A 20825-nucleotide genomic window follows, 5' to 3' on the forward strand; every position below is an offset into this window, starting at 1 on the left:
TGGTCATTATGCTGGCAGGGTTTCTTTTCTGATGTTCTGCGGAGGCTATACGGTAGTAGCCCTGTAGGATAAGCGGAAAGAGGCACCGGCGGTACGATAGCCACATAGGGTGCAAAACACAAACGCATGAGTTTAAAAGACATAAAATTCGGGGTGAGCACCTGGCTTTGGACTTCCCCCTTCAGCACCGATACCGTTTCGCTTTTCCCAAAGATCAGGGAGATGGGCTACGACATGGTGGAGATACCGGTGGAGGACCCTGCCCTGATAGATGTGAGAAAAGTGAAAGAGGCGCTCGCGAAAAACGGGCTGCAGCCAATTATCTGCGGGGCCTTTGGCACCAACCGCGACCTGACCCACGACGACCCGGCCTATCACCAAACCAGCTTTGCCTATATCGAGGCTTGCCTGGACATTTGCATGGGCTTGGGGGCCAGCTTCTTTGCGGGGCCGATGTACTCTGCCGTGGGCAAAGCCCGGCTGGTCTCCCCGGAACAGAAAAGAGTAGAGTGGGAGCGGGCAGTGACAAACCTTCGGAAAGTATGCGAAATGGCGGAAGCCCGTGGACTGGAGATCGCCCTGGAGCCACTTAACCGCTTTGAGTCGGACCTGGTGAACACCGCCGAAGACGTGCTGCGGCTTGTAAATGACATCAACAACCCGGCAGCCAAGGTGCTGCTCGACGGATTTCACATGAACATCGAGGAGCCGGACATTGAGCGTGCCATCCGGCTTGCGGGCGACAAACTCATCCACCTGCAAGTGTCGGAGAACTACCGGGGTACCCCAGGCACGGGCCAGACCCGCTGGGATGCGTACCAGCGGGGCCTGGAGGCTATCGACTACAGAGGCGCTGTCTCAATAGAGAGCTTCACGCCGGAAGTGAAGGAGCTGGCCGGGGCCGTGTGCATCTGGCGCCCGCTGGTACCGAGCCAGGACGGCTTTGCCAGGGAGGGGCTGCAGTTCCTGAAGCGTTGGGCAAGAGGCGCTGAGCCCGCTCACCGCGAGGCAGCCGGGGAGGTAAGTGCCTATACAAAGTAATCTATCTGTAACTGTAAAAAATAACATTCATTATGAGCCAGAAGAAGATAAACATAGCCATCGTCGGGCTTGGCTTTGGAGCCGAGTTCATTCCCATCTACCAGAAGCACCCCAATGCGAACATGTATGCCATCTGCCAGCGCACCCAAAGCAAGGTGGACGAGATCGGCGATGCCTTCGGGATTGAGGTACGGTACACTGATTATGAAGCGCTCCTGAGGGACCCTAACGTAGATGCCGTGCACATTAACACGCCCATCCAGAGCCACGCCGAGCAGTCGATAGCGGCCCTTAAGGCCGGCAAGCATGTGGCCTGCACTGTGCCCATGGCCACTACCGTGGAGGAGTGCCGCCAGATAGTGGAGCTGGTGCAGGAAACAGGGCTGACCTACATGATGATGGAGACGGTGATCTACAGCCGCGAGTTCCTGTTCGTGAAAGAGATGTATGAGAAGGGAGAGCTGGGCAGAATCCAGTTCCTGCGTGCCTCGCACCAGCAGGAGATGGCCGGATGGCCTGGCTACTGGGAAGGGCTGCCACCGATGCACTATGCTACCCACTGCGTAGGCCCGGTGCTGGCGCTGCCAAAAGCGGAGGCCGAGTACGTGTCCTGCTTCGGCTCCGGCCGGATAGACGAGGAGCTTATTCCAAAGTACGGCTCCCCGTTCGCCATCGAGACCTGCCACATCAAGTTCCGGAACTCAGACCTATCGGCGGAAGTGACGCGCTCACTGTTCAACACGGCCCGCCAGTACCGCGAGAGCTTCGATGTATACGGCTCCAAAAAGAGCTTTGAGTGGACGCAGATAGAGCACGAGGACAGTGTGATGCATACAGGGGAAACGCCGGAGCGGGTGAAGATTCCGGACTACGCGCACCTGCTGCCAAACGAGATCCAGTCCTTCACGACAGCCGGTGTCTACGACTCAGACGATAACCAGCACCTCTCCTTTATACAGGGTGCCGGACACGGCGGCTCACACCCACACCTGGTGCACGAGTTTGTGAGCGCGCTGGTGGAAGGAAGAGAGCCATACCCCAACGCGCGGCAGTCAGCCAACATCACCTGCGTGGGTATCCTGGCGCACGAGTCCGCGATGCAGGGGGGGAAGATCATGCAGATGCCGGAGTTTACGCTCTCGGCAAAAGAAGCCGCGGCTGATCTGGCTGTTAGTTAAGCAAGAGCAGTCTTCGAAATCAGGCATGATAAACCACTGAAACAGGTGCCGTTGGTTCAACTGCCGCAACATAATTGTAGTTAATAATTCAACATGACCATATGAAAAGAGTTACTACACGTTTTTTGGGAAGATACAGCCTAGCCCTCGCGGCCTGCTGCGTGTCTCTCCCGGGAGTAGCACACAGTTACTCCAGTGCCAATAGGGTTGAAGCTGGCCATGCGCTGGAAAATAACTCACTGGCACAGTTTTTAGAGGATGCTCTGGCAAATGCAGCGCATGCGCTGCCCGCAGACACTCCGGAATCTGCCAGGCAGGAAGTAGCTGTGACAGGTAAGGTGACAGATGAGAATGGCACAGCCTTGCCCGGGGTAACCGTGCTTTTAAAAGGGACCAACAAGGCTGTTCCTACAAATGCAGGCGGCACCTATACGATGAGTGTTCCTAATGGCAATGGCACGCTGGTCTTTTCCTACATCGGGTTCGAGTCGCAGGAGGTGCCCATCAACGGCAGGTCGACGATCAACGTGGCGATGGGGGTGGATGCAAAGGCCCTGGAAGAAGTGGTGGTAGTGGGGTATGGCACGCAGTCGAGAGGCACTGTAACCGGTGCGGTATCACAGATCGAATCGCGGGACATCGCCCGAACAACCGCCACAACGGCAACAGGCGCGCTGGTGGGTAAGATACAGGGGATCACGGCCCGGCAGGCAGATGCAAGACCGGGAGCAGGCACCAATATCCAGGTGCGGAATATGGGCAACCCGTTGTATGTCATAGATGGCATTACCTCAGACGCAGGACAATTCAATAACCTGGATGTCAATGATATTGAAAGTGTTTCAGTATTGAAGGATGCCTCTGCGGCTATCTATGGTTTGCGTGCCGCAAACGGAGTTATCCTGGTTACCACTAAAAAAGGAAAGGCAAATCAGAAGCCCAGGATCAGTGTAAACACTTATTATGGTTTACAGGATTTCACGCGTTACCCAAGACCAGCCAATGCCTACCAGCACATGCGTGGCCTTGTGGAAAACGCTCAGAACCTTGGCCGCCCGGCGCCCATCACACCTGAGGAACTGGAAAAGTGGAGAGTAGGCACCGAAAAAGGGTACCGCAGCACAGACTACTACAGCATGGTGATGGACGAGGTGGCACCACAGTATTATGTGAATGCAAGCGCTTCGGGTGGATCAGAAAACACCAATTACCATTTCTCCGTCAGCCATATCAACCAGGATGCCCTGATAAAGGACTATAACTTTAACAGAACAAACTTCCAGGCGAACATAGAGACGGGCCTTGCAAAGGGGCTGCGGGTTGGCACGCAGATTTACGGCAGGGTAGAGGATCGTTTCCAGATCGGCGTACCTGGCCTGGACGACTACTTCAACCCGTTCCTGAGTATCTTCACGATGTGGCCGACGGAAAGGCCTTATGCCAATGATAACCCCAATTACATCAATCAGACGCATAACGTAAACGTGAACCCTGCTACCTATGATAAGGACATCACAGGGTATATAGATGAAACCTGGCGTGCCGCAAAGGGTAACTTTTATGCCCAGTATGATTTTGACTTTGGTCTGAGCGCCAAAGCAACTTATTCCTATAACTTCACGAACTTCGATTTTGACGGGTTTGAGTATACCTACAACGCCTATACCTATAATGAGGCTACCGACACCTACGAGATGGCGGGCGGTAACCAAAACCCCTGGAGAGAGCGCCGCAAGCGAAACATTGTGGATAAGTTTGCGCAGTTCCAGCTGAACTACAACAAGCAGTTCGGAAACCACGGGGTGTCGGCTGTGGCAGCCTATGAGCGGCAGGACAACGACAACAAATACATGATTGTGCACACCGTGCCGCCTAACAATTATGTGCCTATCATGTACTTCGCTGACCAGGATTACCTGTTAGACCAGTGGAGCCAGTCTGCAAGGTTAGGCTACATTGGCCGTGTTAATTACAACTACAAAGAGAAGTACTTGCTGGAGTTGCTGGGTCGTTACGATGGATCCTTCCTGTTTGCTCCCGGTAAGCGCTTCGGATTGTTCCCGGGTGTTTCCGTGGGTTACAGAATCACGGAAGAGAATTTCATGAAGGATAAGGTTAGCTTCCTGAACGACCTAAAGCTCAGAGCATCGTGGGGTAAAACCGGTAGCGACATCATCAGTGGCGACAATTATGTGGTTCCTCCGTTTAGCTACCTCGGAGGGTATACCTTTAACGTCGGCAGTGCCGTGTTTGATGATAGTTATTACTCGGGCCTTGCGCCACGCGGTTTGCCCATCACCAACCTGTCCTGGATCACAAACACCACCCGCAACATCGGTATAGACTTCACTGTCTTCAAAAACCTGCGCGGTCAGTTCGATGTGTTTGAGCGGAAGCGTGAGGGTTTGCCATCCGGAAGGTATGATGTGCTGCTGCCAAGTGAGGTGGGGTATGGCCTGCCAGCCGAAAACCTGCTTTCTGAGGCAAACCGTGGTGTAGAGGGTGCTTTAAATTATGCCGGCACCGCAGGCGATGTAAGCTTCTCTGTGGGCGTGAACGGTACTTTTGCCAGACGCTACGACATTGCGCAGCAGTACAAGCCCCGTTTTGGCAATTCCTGGGATGAGTACCGCAACTCCTGGATGGACCGTTGGGGGAGCGTGAACTGGGGCTACCAGGTGGTGGGCCGTTTCCAGTCTCAGGAAGAAATAGATAACCACCCGGTCATTATCGATGGGCAGGGTAACAGAAACCTGCTTCCGGGCGACTTTATCTATAAAGACGTGAATGGCGATAACATCATCAACGGCCTGGACGAAAGACCTATCGGGTACCAGCAGGGAGCCAACCCTTATGTGAGCTTTGGTATCAACACCGGTATGCAATACAAAGGGATAAGCCTGATGATGGACTTCGCAGGTGCTACCATGCAGTCGTACCGACGCAACTGGGAGTTGATGTATCCTTACCAGAACGATGGTACGTCACCAGACTTTATGCTGGAAGACCGCTGGCACCATGCGGATCCGTTTAACAGCGACAGCCCTTGGGTGCCCGGAACGTATCCTGCCATCAGAAGAGAAAGAGCCGGCCATAACTACCGCCACAGTGATTTCTGGGTGACCAACGTGCGCTACATCCGGTTAAGGAACCTGGAACTGTCCTATAGCCTGCCGGAAAGCATCATCAGCCGGGTAGGTATGTCCGGCCTCCGCGTGTACGCCAACGGTACCAACCTGTTCTCGATCGACAACACGAAAGAGTTTGGCATCGATCCGGAGATTTCTTCTGGCAATGGTCTGCAGTACCCGCAGCAGCGAATTTACACGCTTGGTCTTAACGTAAGCTTCTAATCGACAAAAAATGAAAAGTATCTATAAAGTATTGATTTTTGGAGCGGCCCTGATGTCTTTTACGGCTTGCGAGGACGAGGAATTCCTGGAGAAAGATCCGCCGACCGTCATTCAGGAAGAGAAAGTTTGGAACGACCCGAAGATGATTACCAGCTTGCTGGCTAATTATTACGACCGCCTTCCAACCTATAACTCAACCGCCTCTAACTGGCAGGCCTTTGCCGCCTACGACGAAGCGATGTGGTCTGGTAACGGGGAGGGATCAAACAACATCTCGACCTACAGCCCCTTTACCTGGACAATCTGGGACTATGGCCTGATCCGGGACATTAACCTGGCGCTGGAGAACATAGACAAGTATTCAGCGACACTGCCAGAGGCCCAGAAAGTACAGTTTAAAGCAGAGCTCCGGTTCTTGAGGGCTTTTGTGTATTTCGAGCATGTGAAGAGAATGGGTGGCGTGCCTATTGTAACTCAGCAGCTCATTTACGACTTCGGCGGTGATCCTTCGTACCTGCAGCTTCCGCGCAATAAGGAGCACGAGGTGTATGATTTCATTGCCAGCGAGCTGGATGCCGTTAAGGATGACCTGGGCAATATAGGCAGCATCCGGAGGGCGAACAAATACACAGCGCTTGCCCTGAAGAGCCGGGCCATGCTGTATGCTGGTTCTGTCGCGAAATACAACAACCTGGGGGGCGCGCCGGTAGCCGCCACTCCTGGAGGGGAAGCCGGCATTCCGGCCTCCATGGCAGACGGGTATTATGCCAAGTCGCTCGAAGCGTCCAAAGAGATCATCAACAGTGGCCTCTACAGGCTTTACAAAGGGAATACGAATAACCTGGGAGAGAACTTTTTTGAGGCTATCACCAAGAAGCAGGCAAATCCGGAAGTTATCCTGGCGCAGGACTTTTCCACGGCGAGTGACAAGCGGATCGGTTTTACCTATGATAACATTGCCCGTGGTATTCGTGAAGATAACCTCTCCTCCTCTATTATTACCCCTGTCCTGAACCTGGTAGAGGATTTTGAGTACCTGGATGGATCGTCCGGAGAACTCAAAACCAGAACTGCCAACAACAGCGACTACATCTACTACGAGGAGCTGGATGACATCTTCGAAAACAAGGATGCCCGCCTGTATGGCACAGTCATCTATCCGGGTTCTACTTTTAAAGGACAGGACGTGGAGATACAGGCTGGCGTGAAGGTATGGAATGGGGCTGGGTATGAAACCGTGGAGGGGAACCAGCTTGGTTCGGATTATAGTGATGGCGGAACCCTTGTGGGGAGCTCAGGGCCACACCGCTCTATCACGGAGGTATCCAATTCGGGTTTCTACCTGAGAAAGTATATCGACCCTACCCCAATGTCCAGCACCAGGGGTGTCCGCAGCGAGTTATGGTGGATCAGGTTCCGCTATGCCGAAATACTCCTGAACGCAGCGGAGGCAGCCCTTGAGCTCGGCCAGGCAGGCGAGGCTGTGGGGTATGTGAACACGGTAAGGGAAAGAGCTGGATTCGGCGAGAACAGTCTGGAAACATTAACCGTGGAGCGGCTTCGGAATGAGCGCCGTGTAGAGCTGGCCTTCGAAGACCACAGAATATGGGACGTGAAGCGCTGGAGAATAGCGCATGAGATCTGGGACGGAAGCCCGAGCAACCCGGATGCCGTGCTGTATGCCCTGTACCCTTACCGCATCATCCGTCCCGGCCATCCGACACACAACAAGTACGTGTTTGAAAAACTTGTGGCGCCAAGGTTCGGGGCTCCCCGTAACTTCCAGGTTCCGGCCTACTATGCAGCCATACCACAGGATGTGCTAAATAATAATCCAAAACTTGTTAGAAATCCATTCCATTAATTCAAGGATATGAAATTTAGACTGATAACATTTCTCATTGCCATGGTTGTAGTGCTTTCGGGGTGCGAATACGATAACCATGAGCCGCCAAAAACGATGCTGACTGGCCAGGTGGTTTATCAGGACCAGGCTATTGGGGTAAGGTCCAGCGGAGTGCAGCTGGAGTTGTGGCAACCAGGCTACCCGGTCCTGCAGAAGATACCTGTTTATGTAGATCAGGAGGGAACGTTCTCGGCCATGGTGTTTGATGGCAACTACAAGCTAACCCGCTTAAGAGGCAACGGGCCCTGGGTAGACAACACAGATACCATTAATGTGCAGGTGAAAGGCAACACGATCATAGACGTTCCTGTACAGCCTTTTTACCTGATCAAGAACGCTGTCTTCCAGAAAAACGGCAACGCCATCACGACCACGCTGAATGTGGAGAAGCTGGTGCCGAATGCCAAAATCGAGCGTGTTACGTATTACCTGGGCTCCACTACGATTGTAGATGCCAACAACTTTGTTGCCGTAACAGACATTTGGTGGCCGAGCGAGGAGGCCATTGCTGGTCCTTTGAGCCTGAGCCTAGAGGCGCCAGCGAGGTTATCCTCCAAAGGCTATGCGTTTGCCAGGGTTGGCGTGAAAATAGCGGGCGTGGCAGAAATGATCTATTCCCGTGTTGAAAAAGTAGATCTGTAATAGGTTTAGCTGTCACATAACAAAATAAGGTAGTTCAGGTAAGTTGCCCCCTCCAGGGAAAGCTTGCCTGAACTACCTTTTAATGTTATGCCTGAAGAAACTTTGCCGGCAAAAGTGACACGGGATATAGAACCCTTTGCGCAAGCAGGACGCGCTACCCAAAGAAATCAGGTAACTTCAGGAATCACGGTACTGGCTTTGTTTGAATGCACCATCATAAGAAATAAGAGATGAAAAAAACTTACTTACTCCTTGTGCTCGCCTTGCTGGTGCAGGGGAGCGTACTACAGGCTCAAAATTCCGACTGGAAAATTGTGGCGGGGAAGATCACCTCGCCGTGGGCAGACAAAGTAAACCCCTCTAACCCTTTGCCTGAGTACCCGCGCCCGCAGCTGGTACGCGAGAACTGGCAAAACCTGAACGGGCTTTGGGACTATGCCATCGTGCCGAAGGCGCAGCAGGGAAATATGCCCACTTCCTTTCAAGGCAAAATACTGGTGCCTTTTGCAGTGGAGTCCGCATTGTCCGGGGTAGGCAAAACCGTGGGCAAAGACAGCGTGCTTTGGTACCGAAAAAGTGTCAGCGTGCCATCCAAACTGCGCAGGCAGAACGTGCTCCTGCACTTCGGCGCTGTAGACTGGCAAGCCGATGTGTATGTGAACGGGCGCAAAGCAGGCACCCACCAGGGCGGCTACGACCCTTTCTCGTTCGATATCACGCCGTACCTGAAAAGCGGGAGCCGGCAGGAGATCGCCATCAGCGTGTGGGACCCCAGCGACGACGGGCCGCAGCCGCGCGGCAAGCAGGTGAAGAAGCCGGAGTCTATCTGGTACACTCCCGTTACCGGCATCTGGCAGACGGTATGGCTGGAGTCGGTGCCCAAAACATACATCGCCTCTACCAGACAAACCCCGGACATCGACAAAGGCACCGTTACCGTGGCAGCCGATGTGCAGCAGTCACAGGCAAACGACAAACTCAGGATAACTGCCTGGGACGGCAAGAAGAAAGTGGCGGAGCAGGAGGTAAGTGCCAGCGCACCGGCTGAGCTGCAGATCAGTAATCCAAAACTGTGGTCTCCGGAGAGCCCTTTCCTGTATGATCTGCGGATAGCCGTGGTGCGGAACGGGAAAGTGCAGGATGAGGTGAAAAGCTACTTTGCCATGCGCAAAATCAGTATGAAGCCGGATGGCAACGGTGTGCAGCGCATGTTGCTCAACAACGAGTTCGTGTTTCAGTACGGCCCCCTGGACCAGGGTTGGTGGCCAGACGGCCTATATACAGCACCAACTGAAGAAGCTCTTGTCTTTGATATCGACAAGACAAAGGAAATGGGCTTTAACATGATCCGGAAGCATGTGAAGGTGGAGCCTGCCCGCTGGTACTACCACACCGACAAAACAGGGATGCTGGTATGGCAGGACATGCCAAGTGGCGACATGGGCAACAGGTGGGAGCAGCGCCCAGGCGTAACAGGGCGTGGTACCGAGAAAGACCGCACGCCTGAATCGGAGAAGATATTCCGTACTGAGTGGGCCGAGATAATGGATGATCTGCACAACTTCCCCAGCATTGTGGTATGGGTGCCATTTAACGAGGCCTGGGGCCAGTTTAAGACAGAGGACATCACAAACTGGACCATGGAGCATGACCCGTCCCGGTTGGTGAACAGCGCCAGCGGAGGAAACTTCCACCCCGTGGGCCAGATCATCGACCTGCACAACTACCCGGACCCGGTGATGCCGCGCCCCGATCTGTTTGGGCAAAAGCAGGTGATTGTGCTGGGGGAATTTGGGGGCTTGGGCTTGCCAGTGGAAGGGCACACCTGGCAGCAGAAAGACAACTGGGGCTACCAGAGCTTTAAAAATCCCGATGAGCTCTTTGCGCGATACAAAGGCTTTACCGAAAGATTGGAGGACCTGATCCGGCAAGGGCTTTCGGCAGCCATTTATACCCAGACAACGGATGTTGAAATCGAAACGAACGGCCTGATGACCTACGACCGGAAAGTGATCAAAGTGCCGGAAGAAAAGCTAAAGCAGGTGCATGCCAAGCTGTATGATCCGTCATTGGTTAAGATGAAGCAATAGAGGAAGGCGGGTAGGGAGCGCGCAGTTACGCACATGCGCACCCTCCCCTGGCTTTGTCTCCCGATGGGTGCTTATAAGATCAAATAGAAGGCTATACCCTGTTAATGCAAGCAAATGGATACTGCTGATGACCGCAACATGAAAAAAAGATTGAAAACGCTGCTAGGGCTGCTTTGCTACCCACTCCTGCTGGCGGGTTGTACCACCGCTGTATCGCCGGCAGCAGAGCAGGAGAGTGAACAGCTGGCCGCAGCGGAAGCGTACTTCACGAACCCTATCGCCGAGGGTGCCGACCCCTGGGTCTTCAAAAAAGACAGGCTGTATTATTTCTGCAGTGTGGGCAATGGCGGCATTTACGTCTCTAAGTCAGAGAAACTGACAGCGCCGGGCGAGAAGGTGAGGGTATGGACCACCCCGGAGACAGGCTGGAACAAGAGCAATGTATGGGCGCCAGAGTTGCATTTCCTCAACGGTAAGTGGTACATCTACTACGCAGCCGCCAAAAAGGAGGGAGCACCCTTCCTGTACCAGCGCTCGGGTGTGCTGGAGTCGGAGGGGGATGACCCCTTTGGGCCTTATACAGACAAGGGCATGCTTTATACCGGCGACAGCATCGGGGATGCTGCATCCGCCGCCATCTGGGCCATTGACCTGACGCCGCTGCAACTCAACGGACAGTTGTACGCCATTTGGTCGGGCTGGGAGCAGGCGGCGGAGACAGACAAGACAAAGCAGTACCTTTACATGGCCACCATGAGCAACCCCTGGACCATCAGCAGCAACAGGGCCCTGATCTCCTCCCCCCAAGAGCCTTGGGAGGCAGGCGGCCCGCTGGACCTGAACGAGGGGCCACAGGTGCTCAAGCACGGCGATAAGGTATTTCTCATCTACTCGACCCGGGAATCCTGGCTGAAGGAGTACCGGCTGGGGCAGCTCACCCTCTCCGATACGCTGCGCAACCCGATGGATGCCCGGAACTGGGAAAAGACTGGGCCCGTTTTTGAGGGAACCGACCAGGTGCTGGGGGTGGGCCACTGCAGCTTCACCACCTCCCCTGATGGCACGGAGCACTGGGTTTTGTACCACTCTAAAAAGAGCGAAACGCCAGGTTGGGACCGCAATATCAGGGCGCAGAAGTTCACCTGGACAGCGAATGGCTCCCCTTATTTCGGAGAGCCCATTCCGGCTGGTGCGCCCCTACCGGTGCCCTCGGGGCAGGAAGACTAGCGTTGACTTCCGACAATTACTTGCATTTAATACCACTATCAGTTGGTTCACGCGCATGGCATTTTACCTATCTGCGGATTCCCCTCCTTGGAGGGGCAGGGGTGGGTTCTTTAGAACATCTTTATGCGCAATATTCAGTTAATAATGGTATAAAACACAGGCATTTCGTTTTCTGTCAAAGCACCGTTTTACCAGTTTTCCCGGCAGCCCCTACCCGGTATAGCGCAAGGGAACAGCTATGGGAAGCGATTGCTTAAAGATAGCAAGCCTTAAATTCCTGACTTCATATTACAGCAGGTTCAGCTTTATACCCCCGTTGATGACCCTGCCGTCTACGGGGGCATAGATTTCGCTGAACTCCGGGGTTCGCATACTGCCGGTGTAAATGCTGCCGAACCTGCTTTGCCTTGTATCAAAAATGTTCTCGAAGTTGAGGAACAGGGAGAAGCGCTCGAACATCTTCTCGATCATCACCCCGTTTATCCAGTAATCCTGGCCTATGCTGCCGTCGGTGAGCCGCTGAGGGGAGAAATAATAGGCTTCCAGCCCAATGCGGAAGTTGTCCTCCTTTTCCAGCATCAGCACCGTGTTCACCCGGTGCTTTGGCGTAAGCGGCATGTCGTTCACTGCTTGGTTGTAGTGCTGCCTGGCATCGGTATAGGTATAGCCAAGGAATAGCTTCACCCATTCATACCCAAACTTCATGTTTGTCTCCACGCCCTTGGTGTCCACATACCCGCTGGCGTTCCGGAACGCATAGAGGTTGTCTGGTCGGAGGGTGAGGATGAGCGGGTTGTTAAGGTAGGTGTAAAAGAACATGTGGTTGATGCTGAACGTGACGTCTTCCCCAATCAGGGTGCTGTAGTTGATGTCGGCGTTCCCGCCTATGGAGGTTTCCACTTTGGTTAGTTGGGCGTTTAGCGGCAGGATGTTCTGAAAGGTAACGTTCTCCGCCTCCTGCGTAAAAATGGTGGGCGTTTTGTAGCCCATGCCGCCCCCGATGCGGGATGACAGGCGGTCTGTGATCCTGAACAGTGCCGAGACACGCGGCAGCACGAACAGCCCCGCTACCTTCATGCCCCTTTTCGGGTTCACGTAGTCAGTCCGCAGGCCGGTTTCGAGTACAAACCAGTCTGCTGGCGTGAACGTGTTCTGGGCAAAGGCACCGAGAATGGTATTGTTGTAGTCCCGTGCACCAAGGGCATCCGGCTCCTGTTCCGTGAAGCTGTCCGTCCAGAGGTTGGCGCCGACCACCCAGTCCGACTTCTCATTGTTCTGGCTGTAAGCCACCTCGCTGAAGCTGGAAACCTGCTTTCCGTGAAAGTCATAGGCAGGCACCAGGATATCCCGGCTAAAAAAGCTGACGCTGTTTTTCACAGACAGGATAGCGGAATCAGCCAGTGTGTGCTCTAAGCTGAATTGCGTGGAATAACGCTTGGTGTCGTTTCGCTCAAAGTAGAAATCGCCTTCCTCCCCATCGATGTAGCGCAGATCTCCTCCCAGGCGTTTCTCCTGTGTGGCGTTTACGCCAAGGTATAGCTGCGTGCGCTCGCTCGGGTAAAAGTACAGCCTGGGGTTCAGGGTATAGCGCTCAAAATCGGGGATAGCCGAGAAGCCTATGTCGGCAGGGTCATAGGCCTGGTTGGTATTACGGGAGGCAAACACGGTGACACCAAATTTGCCCAGCTTTTTGCCGTAGAAGCCGCTTAGGTCTAGCCCATTGGCACTGGTCAGGTTCGCCATCAGGGAAAGTTCTCTTTCCTCGGCAGGCTTTTTGGTAATCAGGTTTACTAGCCCGGCAATCGCCCCGCCACCGTAAAGTGTGGAAGAACTGCCCTTAATGACCTCCACTTGGTATAGGTTGAGCGGTGGGATCTGCATGATGCTTAACCCGCTGGAGAACCCGGAGTAAAGGGGAAAGCCATCCTGTAAGATCTGGGTATAACGACCATCCAGGCCCTGAATCCGGATGTTGGCGCTGGCGCTAGTGGCAGAGGTCTGCTGTGTCTGGATGCCGGTACTCTCGCTGAGCAGCATCCGGATGTCGCCCGGTTTCATGTTGGCCTTCTCACCCAGCTCTTCTAAAGTGATGGCTTCCACACGGGTGGGAATGTCCTCGATGGTGCGGCTGCTTCGGGTGGTGGAGATTACTACTTCTTCCAGTGCTTCGCCGTCCTGCTGCAGCAACACAAGCAGTGGCGCTGCCTGCGAAAGGGGGAAGGTAAGCGTGTCGATCTGGTCCTGGTAGCCTACATAACTAAATCGGATGACTTGACGGCCTGCGGGGATACCCGTGAGTGCAACGGCCCCGGTGGCATCTGTGGGTGCTCCAATGGCGGTGCCAGCCACGGATGCGGTGGCCCCGATCAAGGGCTGCCTGGTTTCACCATCCCGGACGATGGCATTGAGCGTGTGCTGGCTGTAGGCCAGCGTGCTGCCCAGGAGTAGGAGCAGCAGAAACATGTATTTTTTCATTTTAAATAGTCTAATGCGGTATAGAAATTACGTGCAGGCACACATTGTGCTGCAAGCATTGTGGCATTGCCACGGAGAGGAACATTAGGCTATCTTAGGCGGTTGCCAGATGGCGTACAGCGGGTGCGGGATGAGGTATAGGGTATAAGCCGGAACTTGACTGACCGGCTTTATCAAAAAAGAAGCTAGTCCGATTTGAGGATTGGCTATGGTGAAGCCAACGCAGGCAGCGCAGCTATAGAAGGGAGAGCAAGCCGCTGCCCCATCCTCGTGGCTATCGCGTTGCTCAGTGGCCACCTCAGCTACGTCGCAGCCCGCGTCAGCACAGCAGGGCATCACCGAGAGCACGGCTACCAATACTGCTAACATGACGCTTAAACCTTTCACGACGCAAAGGTAACAGTATGCCTACTAAGGCGCAAAACAGCACGTGGATTCCCTCGGCTTGGCATGTGCTGTTTTGCGCCTGACTAGAACTCCAGGGTATGCTGGACTGACATGAATATGCCGTTCACTAAACCATGGAGAGAATGAAAAAAAAATTAACCTGACACTGCTGCTACAAAGATTAGCAATAGTGTCAGGTCAAGTAGTGGAAATTACAGACTATTCGTAGCAAGTAGAGTGTTTAATCTCTAAATTTTGTTTATTAACTTCAATCATTGATTTATTCTTAAATACTTCAGGCAAAAGAGTGAGTAAATATTTTATTTAGTTTTTAAAGAAGTTTTCTATTCGTTTTTCTGTGTTAGCTGGTAGATCGGTATTGTAGAAAACTTTGTTTTCTATTTTCATTTCATCAAACCATTTGCCTAAATAAGCACGAATTATATCCTCATCGTTTTTATTTGTAGGTGATGGATTAATCTCTAGTACAAGTATATCCAGGTTTTCAAATGTTTCGCCGGAATGGATCAAACCGTAATTTCCTTTTTCAAATTTGTCCTTCCAATTAGAACTGTTTCTAAAACCTTCATTTTCAAAAAAATTGGCAGTGATAAAGGCTGTTTTATTTTCTTGCCTGTCTTTAGATTGAGAATGATATAAGTAACCATCTGTTACAATTACTAAAACATTCCTGTATTGAGGGTCTGGATCAATACTTAAGTCCTTCGCATCATACTTAAAGAAGCGCCATACATCAGAACCAATCCAATTCTTTGTATTTATTGATTGAGCATATATTTCTTTCAAACCTTCTTCAAAATCAGAACTGATATTATCGTAAACTTCCTTTTTTCTTTTATTATCTAACTTAGATAAATCAACAGAAAGCTTGTTTGCAATATTATTTACATTTGGGTCTGTAGGAGCAGGGGCAAATAAGACCCTGATTTTATCATTGGCCTGATAAGCTCCTTTTGCCTTCATATTAGCTTTAAAAATCTCCGTTATTTTATTAACTATTTGAATATCTCTTTCACTCTGGCTTGGTTGCATCGGCTGAATTACCCTGTCCGAAAGATCTAAAATGATACTGATGTTCAGCATCTCTGGCTGAGTTGTACTTGCGGTGGGAGTAACAGATGTCTCGGTTTGTTCAACATCGCCACCACAACTGTACAGAATGAAAGCTAGCAATATTAATGTAATTTTATTTTTCATGCTCTTTAGTTAATGCTTCTACAGGTCTAACATTTACATTGATAAATTCAGATACTAGGTTGTGTGCATTCTTACGATCAGCTTCACCCCGATTATTGAAGTTCAGGAACTCCAGCCATCCATCTAGGAAGCGCATTAGTGAGTGCTCTAACTCCTTTGGCTTAATGATCTCGGAGTGCTCCAGTATTGTTTTGAGCTTTTCTATCTCAGTGTTATTTGTCCCCATTAGGTAATTAAGTTTGTCTGATTCGTCATCTAGCTTTTGCACCTGCTCTTCTTTCTTTGCTATTTCTTCTTTCTTTGCGTTAACAATTACGCTCAGTTGATCCAACTTACCATAAGCTTCCATCACAAAATCAAACACGAATCCCCATATAAGGTACACCACAAATCCTGCAAAGATGATAAGCCAAAAATTAACAGACTGTAAGGCCATAGACACAGTATAAACAGGAACATCGTCAAAACTATTCTCAGCTTTTATGTTGTAAATCTTTTCTGTAATCTCATAAGCCAAGATGCAGTCAAAAATAAAAGTTACCGCGACCAGCATTGCTATTTTTGGGTATTTGCCCCAACCTTTTACTTCTTGAAATTTGTGGATTAGGTATCCCAGACCCAGAAATACAAATGGAATGGTTAATATTAGAATTAACTCTGTGAAGCCATCCTGATATGCCGTAGTAAGTGCTTTTGGGTCAAATATAGAATTTACTACTCCCAGTTCACCTACCGAAAACTCTTTGAAAAATGCCGAAAAAGAAGCAGAGCTATAAAAGATGAAAAGATAAACTGTTAGAAAAATAAGAATGGTAACACCTACAATAAAGCCTGCCTTACCCACCTTATCTCCAATAAACTGCTCTGGGTTCTTTCTTACTTCACGTATTTCTTCCTGCAGATTTTCAATTTTCTCTTCTATTTTCGGAACCTCTACATTTTTGATCTTTTCAAGCCGATGATGGAACACCTCATTCTTCATCATGTATTCCTTCAACTTTACTCTGTAAGGCTGTTTCGCTTTTTCTTGTTCAATCTCATCTTTGCGTAAGATTTCCTTATGGTTATGATAGATCTTGCCTATACAGGTTATCAAGCCTGCTTCTGAAGCACCATGGTTCTGAGCTTTTGATTTACCCTCATCATACCAGTCTACTAGAACAAAATCCTGATAAGAAGGCGATTGGTCTACTGTTTCAGTTGGTACAGGACTGTCGAACATTCCTTTAAATAATTTAACCATGCCTATAAAGTTTGTTTAACTTGTTCAATTATTGTATTCTTATCTGTTCCGTTGATCGCTTCCTGAATTAGAAATTGCATAATTGCAGGTATATTTTGCTCATCGAAACCAAACTTAATGCAGAACTTTTTAAGCGTTAACTCTTCTTGCTCGTCAATTTTTCCATCAGCTAGAATCATGGTTACATAGTCATATAGGTATTCGATTTTAGTTAATGTGTCCTTCGGAATAGTGAATCTTACGCTATCTGGATGAAGAATAATTCTTTCAATTTCTTCCTTGTCGATACCTCTGTTCTGTCCTAACTGAAACAGCATTTCAAGCTCCTGACTATCAATTTGTGTATCTGATAGAGCTAGGAAATACAGATTTAAAAAGTGGCTTTTCAGTTCAATATTAAGTGTATTTGTTTGCATAACTTTCATTTAAGGTTGTAAATGATTAAACATAATCTACTTGAAAAATGGAATTCTATTTTTAAGGGAAAAGAATGATTGTATAGAAAAAAGTGTTGATGGCTTTGTTTTTATAAAATTCCCTTACTCTTAAGATTATGAATCTAAAAATAAATAAGAGTAGAGTAATTAATTTATTGTAAATAACATCATTAAATTGTTCTAATTTAATGATAATATCTATATAACCTAATATTTTTTAGTTTTATATTTATTTTTATCATAAATAAAGTGCTATGTATTTTCTTGTGTTGAAAAACTTAGTTATACCTACTTTTAAATGTTTATTTATTTAGCTAAGGTATGTTAATGCTCATTTCAGAAGAGATACTGTAGTAAATTGAATGCTGTTCTAGTCGCTAAAATGTCATAGAGCAATCTTTGTTGACTAGTTTTTTTAGAATTGGCTGGCTCATAATCATTACTCAAAGTACTCTTCAGTGTTAACCGTTGCGACTTTACTATACCCAGAGACATTTACTGTTTTGCCCATTCTTAAGGAAAAGAATTTTCTGATGTTTTGGATAAAGAAGCAAAGGAGTACAAGTATTTAAAAATCAATACAGAGGTTGGGCGCAATAATGCAGTAAGAGAACTAAAGCGAAGATCCAATAGCGTGAATGCCTTATTTTAGGGTTTCTTTCAAGAGAGAAACGAGAGGAGCAAAGGATGATAGTATTTTACTTAATATTGTAGACCTACGCTCTGATAAGACTTCCATTTTGAGGGAAAACTCCAGAAATGAAAATCACTTAACTTTAAAATAAAAAAATTTGGTTGTGGTCTACAATGTATGAAGCTGGAATATTCATGACAGCAAAGGTGTTTACAGGAAGTTATGTGCGAGATAACTATCCGGATAAACTGCCCCTACTGCCACAGTATGAAAATAGTCAAAAACGGGGTAAAGCACACGGGCAAGCAGAACTTCCTGTACCGGGGCTGCGGCAAGCAGTGTAAGCGCTGGAGATCAGCAGGTTATTAACAGATGACTGGCTGGCTTTCACCAAAGTGCTACCCCAGGAGAGCATCGGATAGGCAGAGCCTACACCAAAAACATTGAAGGGGTGAACCTGTGCCCTGAGGACAAGAAACAGAAGTCTCGTGAGGAAAACTGCCTGCTTCTCCAAAATAGAGTAGAGCCACTACAATGCTATGAAGCTAATATTCTATTACCGAAATCATCATACATTATAGACCACAGCCAAAAAATAAAACATTTATATCATCTTCCCACCGGAAGTATAAAATTTATATTCAAATTCCGGTGGGAAGGTAACGTGGGGGCACTCATGCAACTATAGGATCACAAGGGCTATGTCTCTTGTGCAATGGAGGTCCTTTATTTTGTATCAGGAAATACAGGGTACCGGCCGGGAATTCTGTTTTCCCCGCAGTAGTTGGAGGCATCGGCGATGGAGACTACGATGGGCAGCTATGTGCCCGCCTCAGGCTCTCTTGCAGCCTTCTTCTCAGCGATATAGGATTTCGTAATAGGGGTATCGGCTCTACTCCGCACTACACTGACTAGTGAGGTGCGACTCCAAAAAACACCCGCTCCAGGAGAGCAAAGAAAGCACAAACCGAAAATTCCTACTCAGCGAACAACGTGTGCCTTTGCTCAATGTTGGTGGTGGAAACAAACAATTCCTTCGCCGGTATCCTTACCGAAAGTTTTTCATCAGTCAACTCCACCACCTCGAACTTAAAGCTCTTTCTAATGCTTGGATCTCCCGCAACATTGCTGAACTCGATGTACTTGCTGTCACTGCTAAGCCTCCAGTTGCCGCTGCTGTACACATAGGGGTCTGCCTCGTTGCATTTGCTTGCCCCCTCGTTCCACTCAAAGGTCCCATCCCTCCTGAACACCCATAGGTCGTCTACATAGCAAGGGATGGTGATGGCAAAAACAGTACCGTCCCCACGAAGGCCGGACCGGTAGAAATCAAGCCACTCCTTTTCGCTCTCCCCGGCCAGCAACCGTTCCGCGAAACCGTAGCCTGGATTGTATTCATGCGTATCATCAATGCAGCCGGTCATACCGGCAAGCAGGCTTGCGCACATTACCAATACTGTTCTCATAACCGTTAAACTTTAATCTTCGCAATTGAACGTGTTTATCTGCGTACCCGTAAGTTCATCGACACCGTCCCCCCCGATATTGGGGGCCTGAAGCAAGGTGGTGTTTTTGGCGGCGTATCCTTCTTCGTTGTACTCATAGGAAGATGAGGCTGTAAACTTCAAGCCGCCGTCTTCATTGTTCAGAGTCCACTGCGTGGGGTTGTTGGCGCTCAGCAGTTGGTATTGGTAGAGGAAATAGCCCGACTCACTTGCAAACATGAGATACTTGAGCCATTGATTTCCCCCGAAGATGTTCGGCTTATTATCGTAACTAATGCCTTCGTAGAGGGGCTCTTCCTGGTCGGACTGTGTAATCGTTTTTACATTCCCGTTCCCGTTGTAGGTAATCCGGTAGACGCGGTTGAAGTGCACTGACTGAAACACACCGGTTTTGTCAATCTCCGCCAACCTTCCCCTCTCATAGGAGTACAGCTCCGTCTGGACAAGGTCCCCCTGGTAATAAAGCCGCGAGGAGGAGGGCAGATAGCTTCTGTCACTGTACCTGAACTCGCGGTAGTAGCTGGTGGCGCCGGCACTGTAATCCGCTTTGATTAGCCTGTCCCTACTGTCATAAGTAATTATGGTGTTAGTTGCCGTAACAGGATCTCCTTGAGCGTTATAGGTAAAGACATAGCTAAATCCCATAATATCATCAGTAGATTCTGTTACCAAGCAACTCCCGTTCGGATGATTGTAGCTAGGCGGGAGATAAATATCGTCCCTGTCGCAGGACATAGACACGACGGTTAGAGCGAAAAAGAGCAGTAACCTACTCCATAAGGTTTGTTTCATAGTATTGGGGTTCTAAGTGTGTATGAAAGCTTATTCAGCTAATCCAGGTTGCAGCGGCAGAGCCGCGCCAGGCACATGTATTCACTGTGTCTGCCAAAGAAGGGGATAATGAGTATCGAAAAGTACAAAGGCACTACTTTTACTTCTTACTTATATATGTATAAGTATTTGCAAGTTATAGTATTGTAGTCTTCAGCCGTGGAACAATACACTCCTTCTATTGTACTTCGGTAATGCTAAAAAGTAGTATTATTTTAATTTTAATTAGTAAAGTTCATGATATGTAATGCCAAGTGATATATTATACTGGTTGCGTGCTCCCCACGAGATAAGCCTAGTGGAGCAGGTGCTGGAGGAAAAGATTCATAGATAAACCGCCAGAGCGGCTAAAGCAGCAGGGCATCCAACTGATTTCCCCGCACAGGCACAACAGGACAAGAAGAAGACGCAAGACGGAAGAAAGCTCAGGCCCTGCAAAAGAAGATGGAAAGTAGAGCGGTTCTTCGCCTGGCTTTTCAATTACAGAAAGTGCGTTGTCAGGTATGATTACAAAAAAAAAAACTACATTCTCATCAGAAGCTGTTTTAAAACCTATTTAAATCTTTTTAACATAACAGCTATCATGGCCAAATAAAGCATGCTTTGGGCATTGACTCTGTTTTTCTCATAGTCTTTGCTCAAGCGTCTTGCGTGCAGC

14 protein-coding genes and 1 pseudogene are annotated in these 20825 nt (G+C 49.5%); 8 read left to right on the top strand and 7 right to left on the bottom strand.

Annotated features, from left to right (window positions below; translation table 11 throughout):
- Window positions 1–126 precede the first annotated feature (126 nt).
- The 7 genes from ACXYMU_RS20200 (at window position 127) to ACXYMU_RS20230 (ending at window position 11437) form a co-directional block, all read left to right on the top strand.
- Entirely contained in the window at window positions 127–1041 is a 915-nt protein-coding gene (locus ACXYMU_RS20200) for a sugar phosphate isomerase/epimerase family protein (RefSeq protein ID WP_458988238.1), read from the top strand.
- Window positions 1042–1073: 32 nt separating this feature from the next.
- Window positions 1074–2219, top strand: coding sequence for a Gfo/Idh/MocA family protein (locus ACXYMU_RS20205; protein ID WP_458988239.1), 1146 nt, complete (start codon window positions 1074–1076; stop codon window positions 2217–2219).
- Window positions 2220–2503: 284 nt separating this feature from the next.
- A complete protein-coding gene (locus tag ACXYMU_RS20210) occupies window positions 2504–5572 on the top strand; it encodes a SusC/RagA family TonB-linked outer membrane protein (RefSeq protein WP_458988252.1) in 3069 nt (1022 codons plus the stop codon).
- A 10-nt stretch (window positions 5573–5582) separates the two neighbouring features.
- A complete protein-coding gene (locus ACXYMU_RS20215; protein ID WP_458988240.1) occupies window positions 5583–7436 on the top strand; it encodes a RagB/SusD family nutrient uptake outer membrane protein in 1854 nt (617 codons plus the stop codon).
- Between the two features lie 9 nt (window positions 7437–7445).
- Window positions 7446–8120 carry a DUF3823 domain-containing protein gene (locus ACXYMU_RS20220; RefSeq protein WP_458988241.1) on the top strand — a complete coding sequence of 225 codons (675 nt, stop codon included), beginning with the start codon at window positions 7446–7448 and terminating at the stop codon, window positions 8118–8120.
- Between the two features lie 230 nt (window positions 8121–8350).
- Complete coding sequence (locus tag ACXYMU_RS20225) at window positions 8351–10210, top strand: glycoside hydrolase family 2 protein (protein WP_458988242.1); 1860 nt, start codon at window positions 8351–8353, stop codon at window positions 10208–10210.
- 138 nt (window positions 10211–10348) lie between these two features.
- Window positions 10349–11437 (top strand): glycoside hydrolase family 43 protein, encoded by a 1089-nt coding sequence (locus ACXYMU_RS20230; RefSeq protein ID WP_458988243.1) that lies wholly within the window; start codon window positions 10349–10351, stop codon window positions 11435–11437.
- Between the two features lie 288 nt (window positions 11438–11725).
- On the opposite strand, the gene ACXYMU_RS20235 is transcribed toward ACXYMU_RS20230, so the two are convergent.
- From ACXYMU_RS20235 to ACXYMU_RS20255, 5 genes are all read right to left on the bottom strand, one after another.
- Window positions 11726–13912, bottom strand: a complete 2187-nt coding sequence (locus tag ACXYMU_RS20235; RefSeq protein WP_458988244.1) for a TonB-dependent receptor — start codon at window positions 13910–13912, stop codon at window positions 11726–11728.
- An 84-nt stretch (window positions 13913–13996) separates the two neighbouring features.
- Entirely contained in the window at window positions 13997–14281 is a 285-nt protein-coding gene (locus ACXYMU_RS20240; RefSeq protein ID WP_458988245.1) for a hypothetical protein, read from the bottom strand.
- Between the two features lie 342 nt (window positions 14282–14623).
- Window positions 14624–15517 carry a hypothetical protein gene (locus ACXYMU_RS20245; RefSeq protein ID WP_458988246.1) on the bottom strand — a complete coding sequence of 298 codons (894 nt, stop codon included), beginning with the start codon at window positions 15515–15517 and terminating at the stop codon, window positions 14624–14626.
- A complete protein-coding gene (locus ACXYMU_RS20250; RefSeq protein ID WP_458988247.1) occupies window positions 15507–16760 on the bottom strand; it encodes a hypothetical protein in 1254 nt (417 codons plus the stop codon). Before ACXYMU_RS20250 ends, ACXYMU_RS20245 begins: the two co-directional genes overlap by 11 nt.
- Before the next feature lie 2 nt (window positions 16761–16762).
- Window positions 16763–17185, bottom strand: coding sequence for a tellurite resistance TerB family protein (locus ACXYMU_RS20255; RefSeq protein WP_458988248.1), 423 nt, complete (start codon window positions 17183–17185; stop codon window positions 16763–16765).
- Between the two features lie 868 nt (window positions 17186–18053).
- On the opposite strand from ACXYMU_RS20255, the pseudogene ACXYMU_RS20260 reads away from it, so the two are divergent.
- Window positions 18054–18355: pseudogene (locus tag ACXYMU_RS20260) on the top strand (IS1 family transposase).
- A gap of 453 nt (window positions 18356–18808) precedes the next feature.
- On the opposite strand, the gene ACXYMU_RS20265 reads toward ACXYMU_RS20260, so the two are convergent.
- Window positions 18809–19297 carry a hypothetical protein gene (locus tag ACXYMU_RS20265; RefSeq protein ID WP_458988249.1) on the bottom strand — a complete coding sequence of 163 codons (489 nt, stop codon included), beginning with the start codon at window positions 19295–19297 and terminating at the stop codon, window positions 18809–18811.
- Between the two features lie 12 nt (window positions 19298–19309).
- Window positions 19310–20128 (bottom strand): hypothetical protein, encoded by an 819-nt coding sequence (locus ACXYMU_RS20270; protein ID WP_458988250.1) that lies wholly within the window; start codon window positions 20126–20128, stop codon window positions 19310–19312.
- Window positions 20129–20825 lie beyond the last annotated feature (697 nt).

The organism is Pontibacter sp. CAU 1760 (assembly GCF_054482735.1).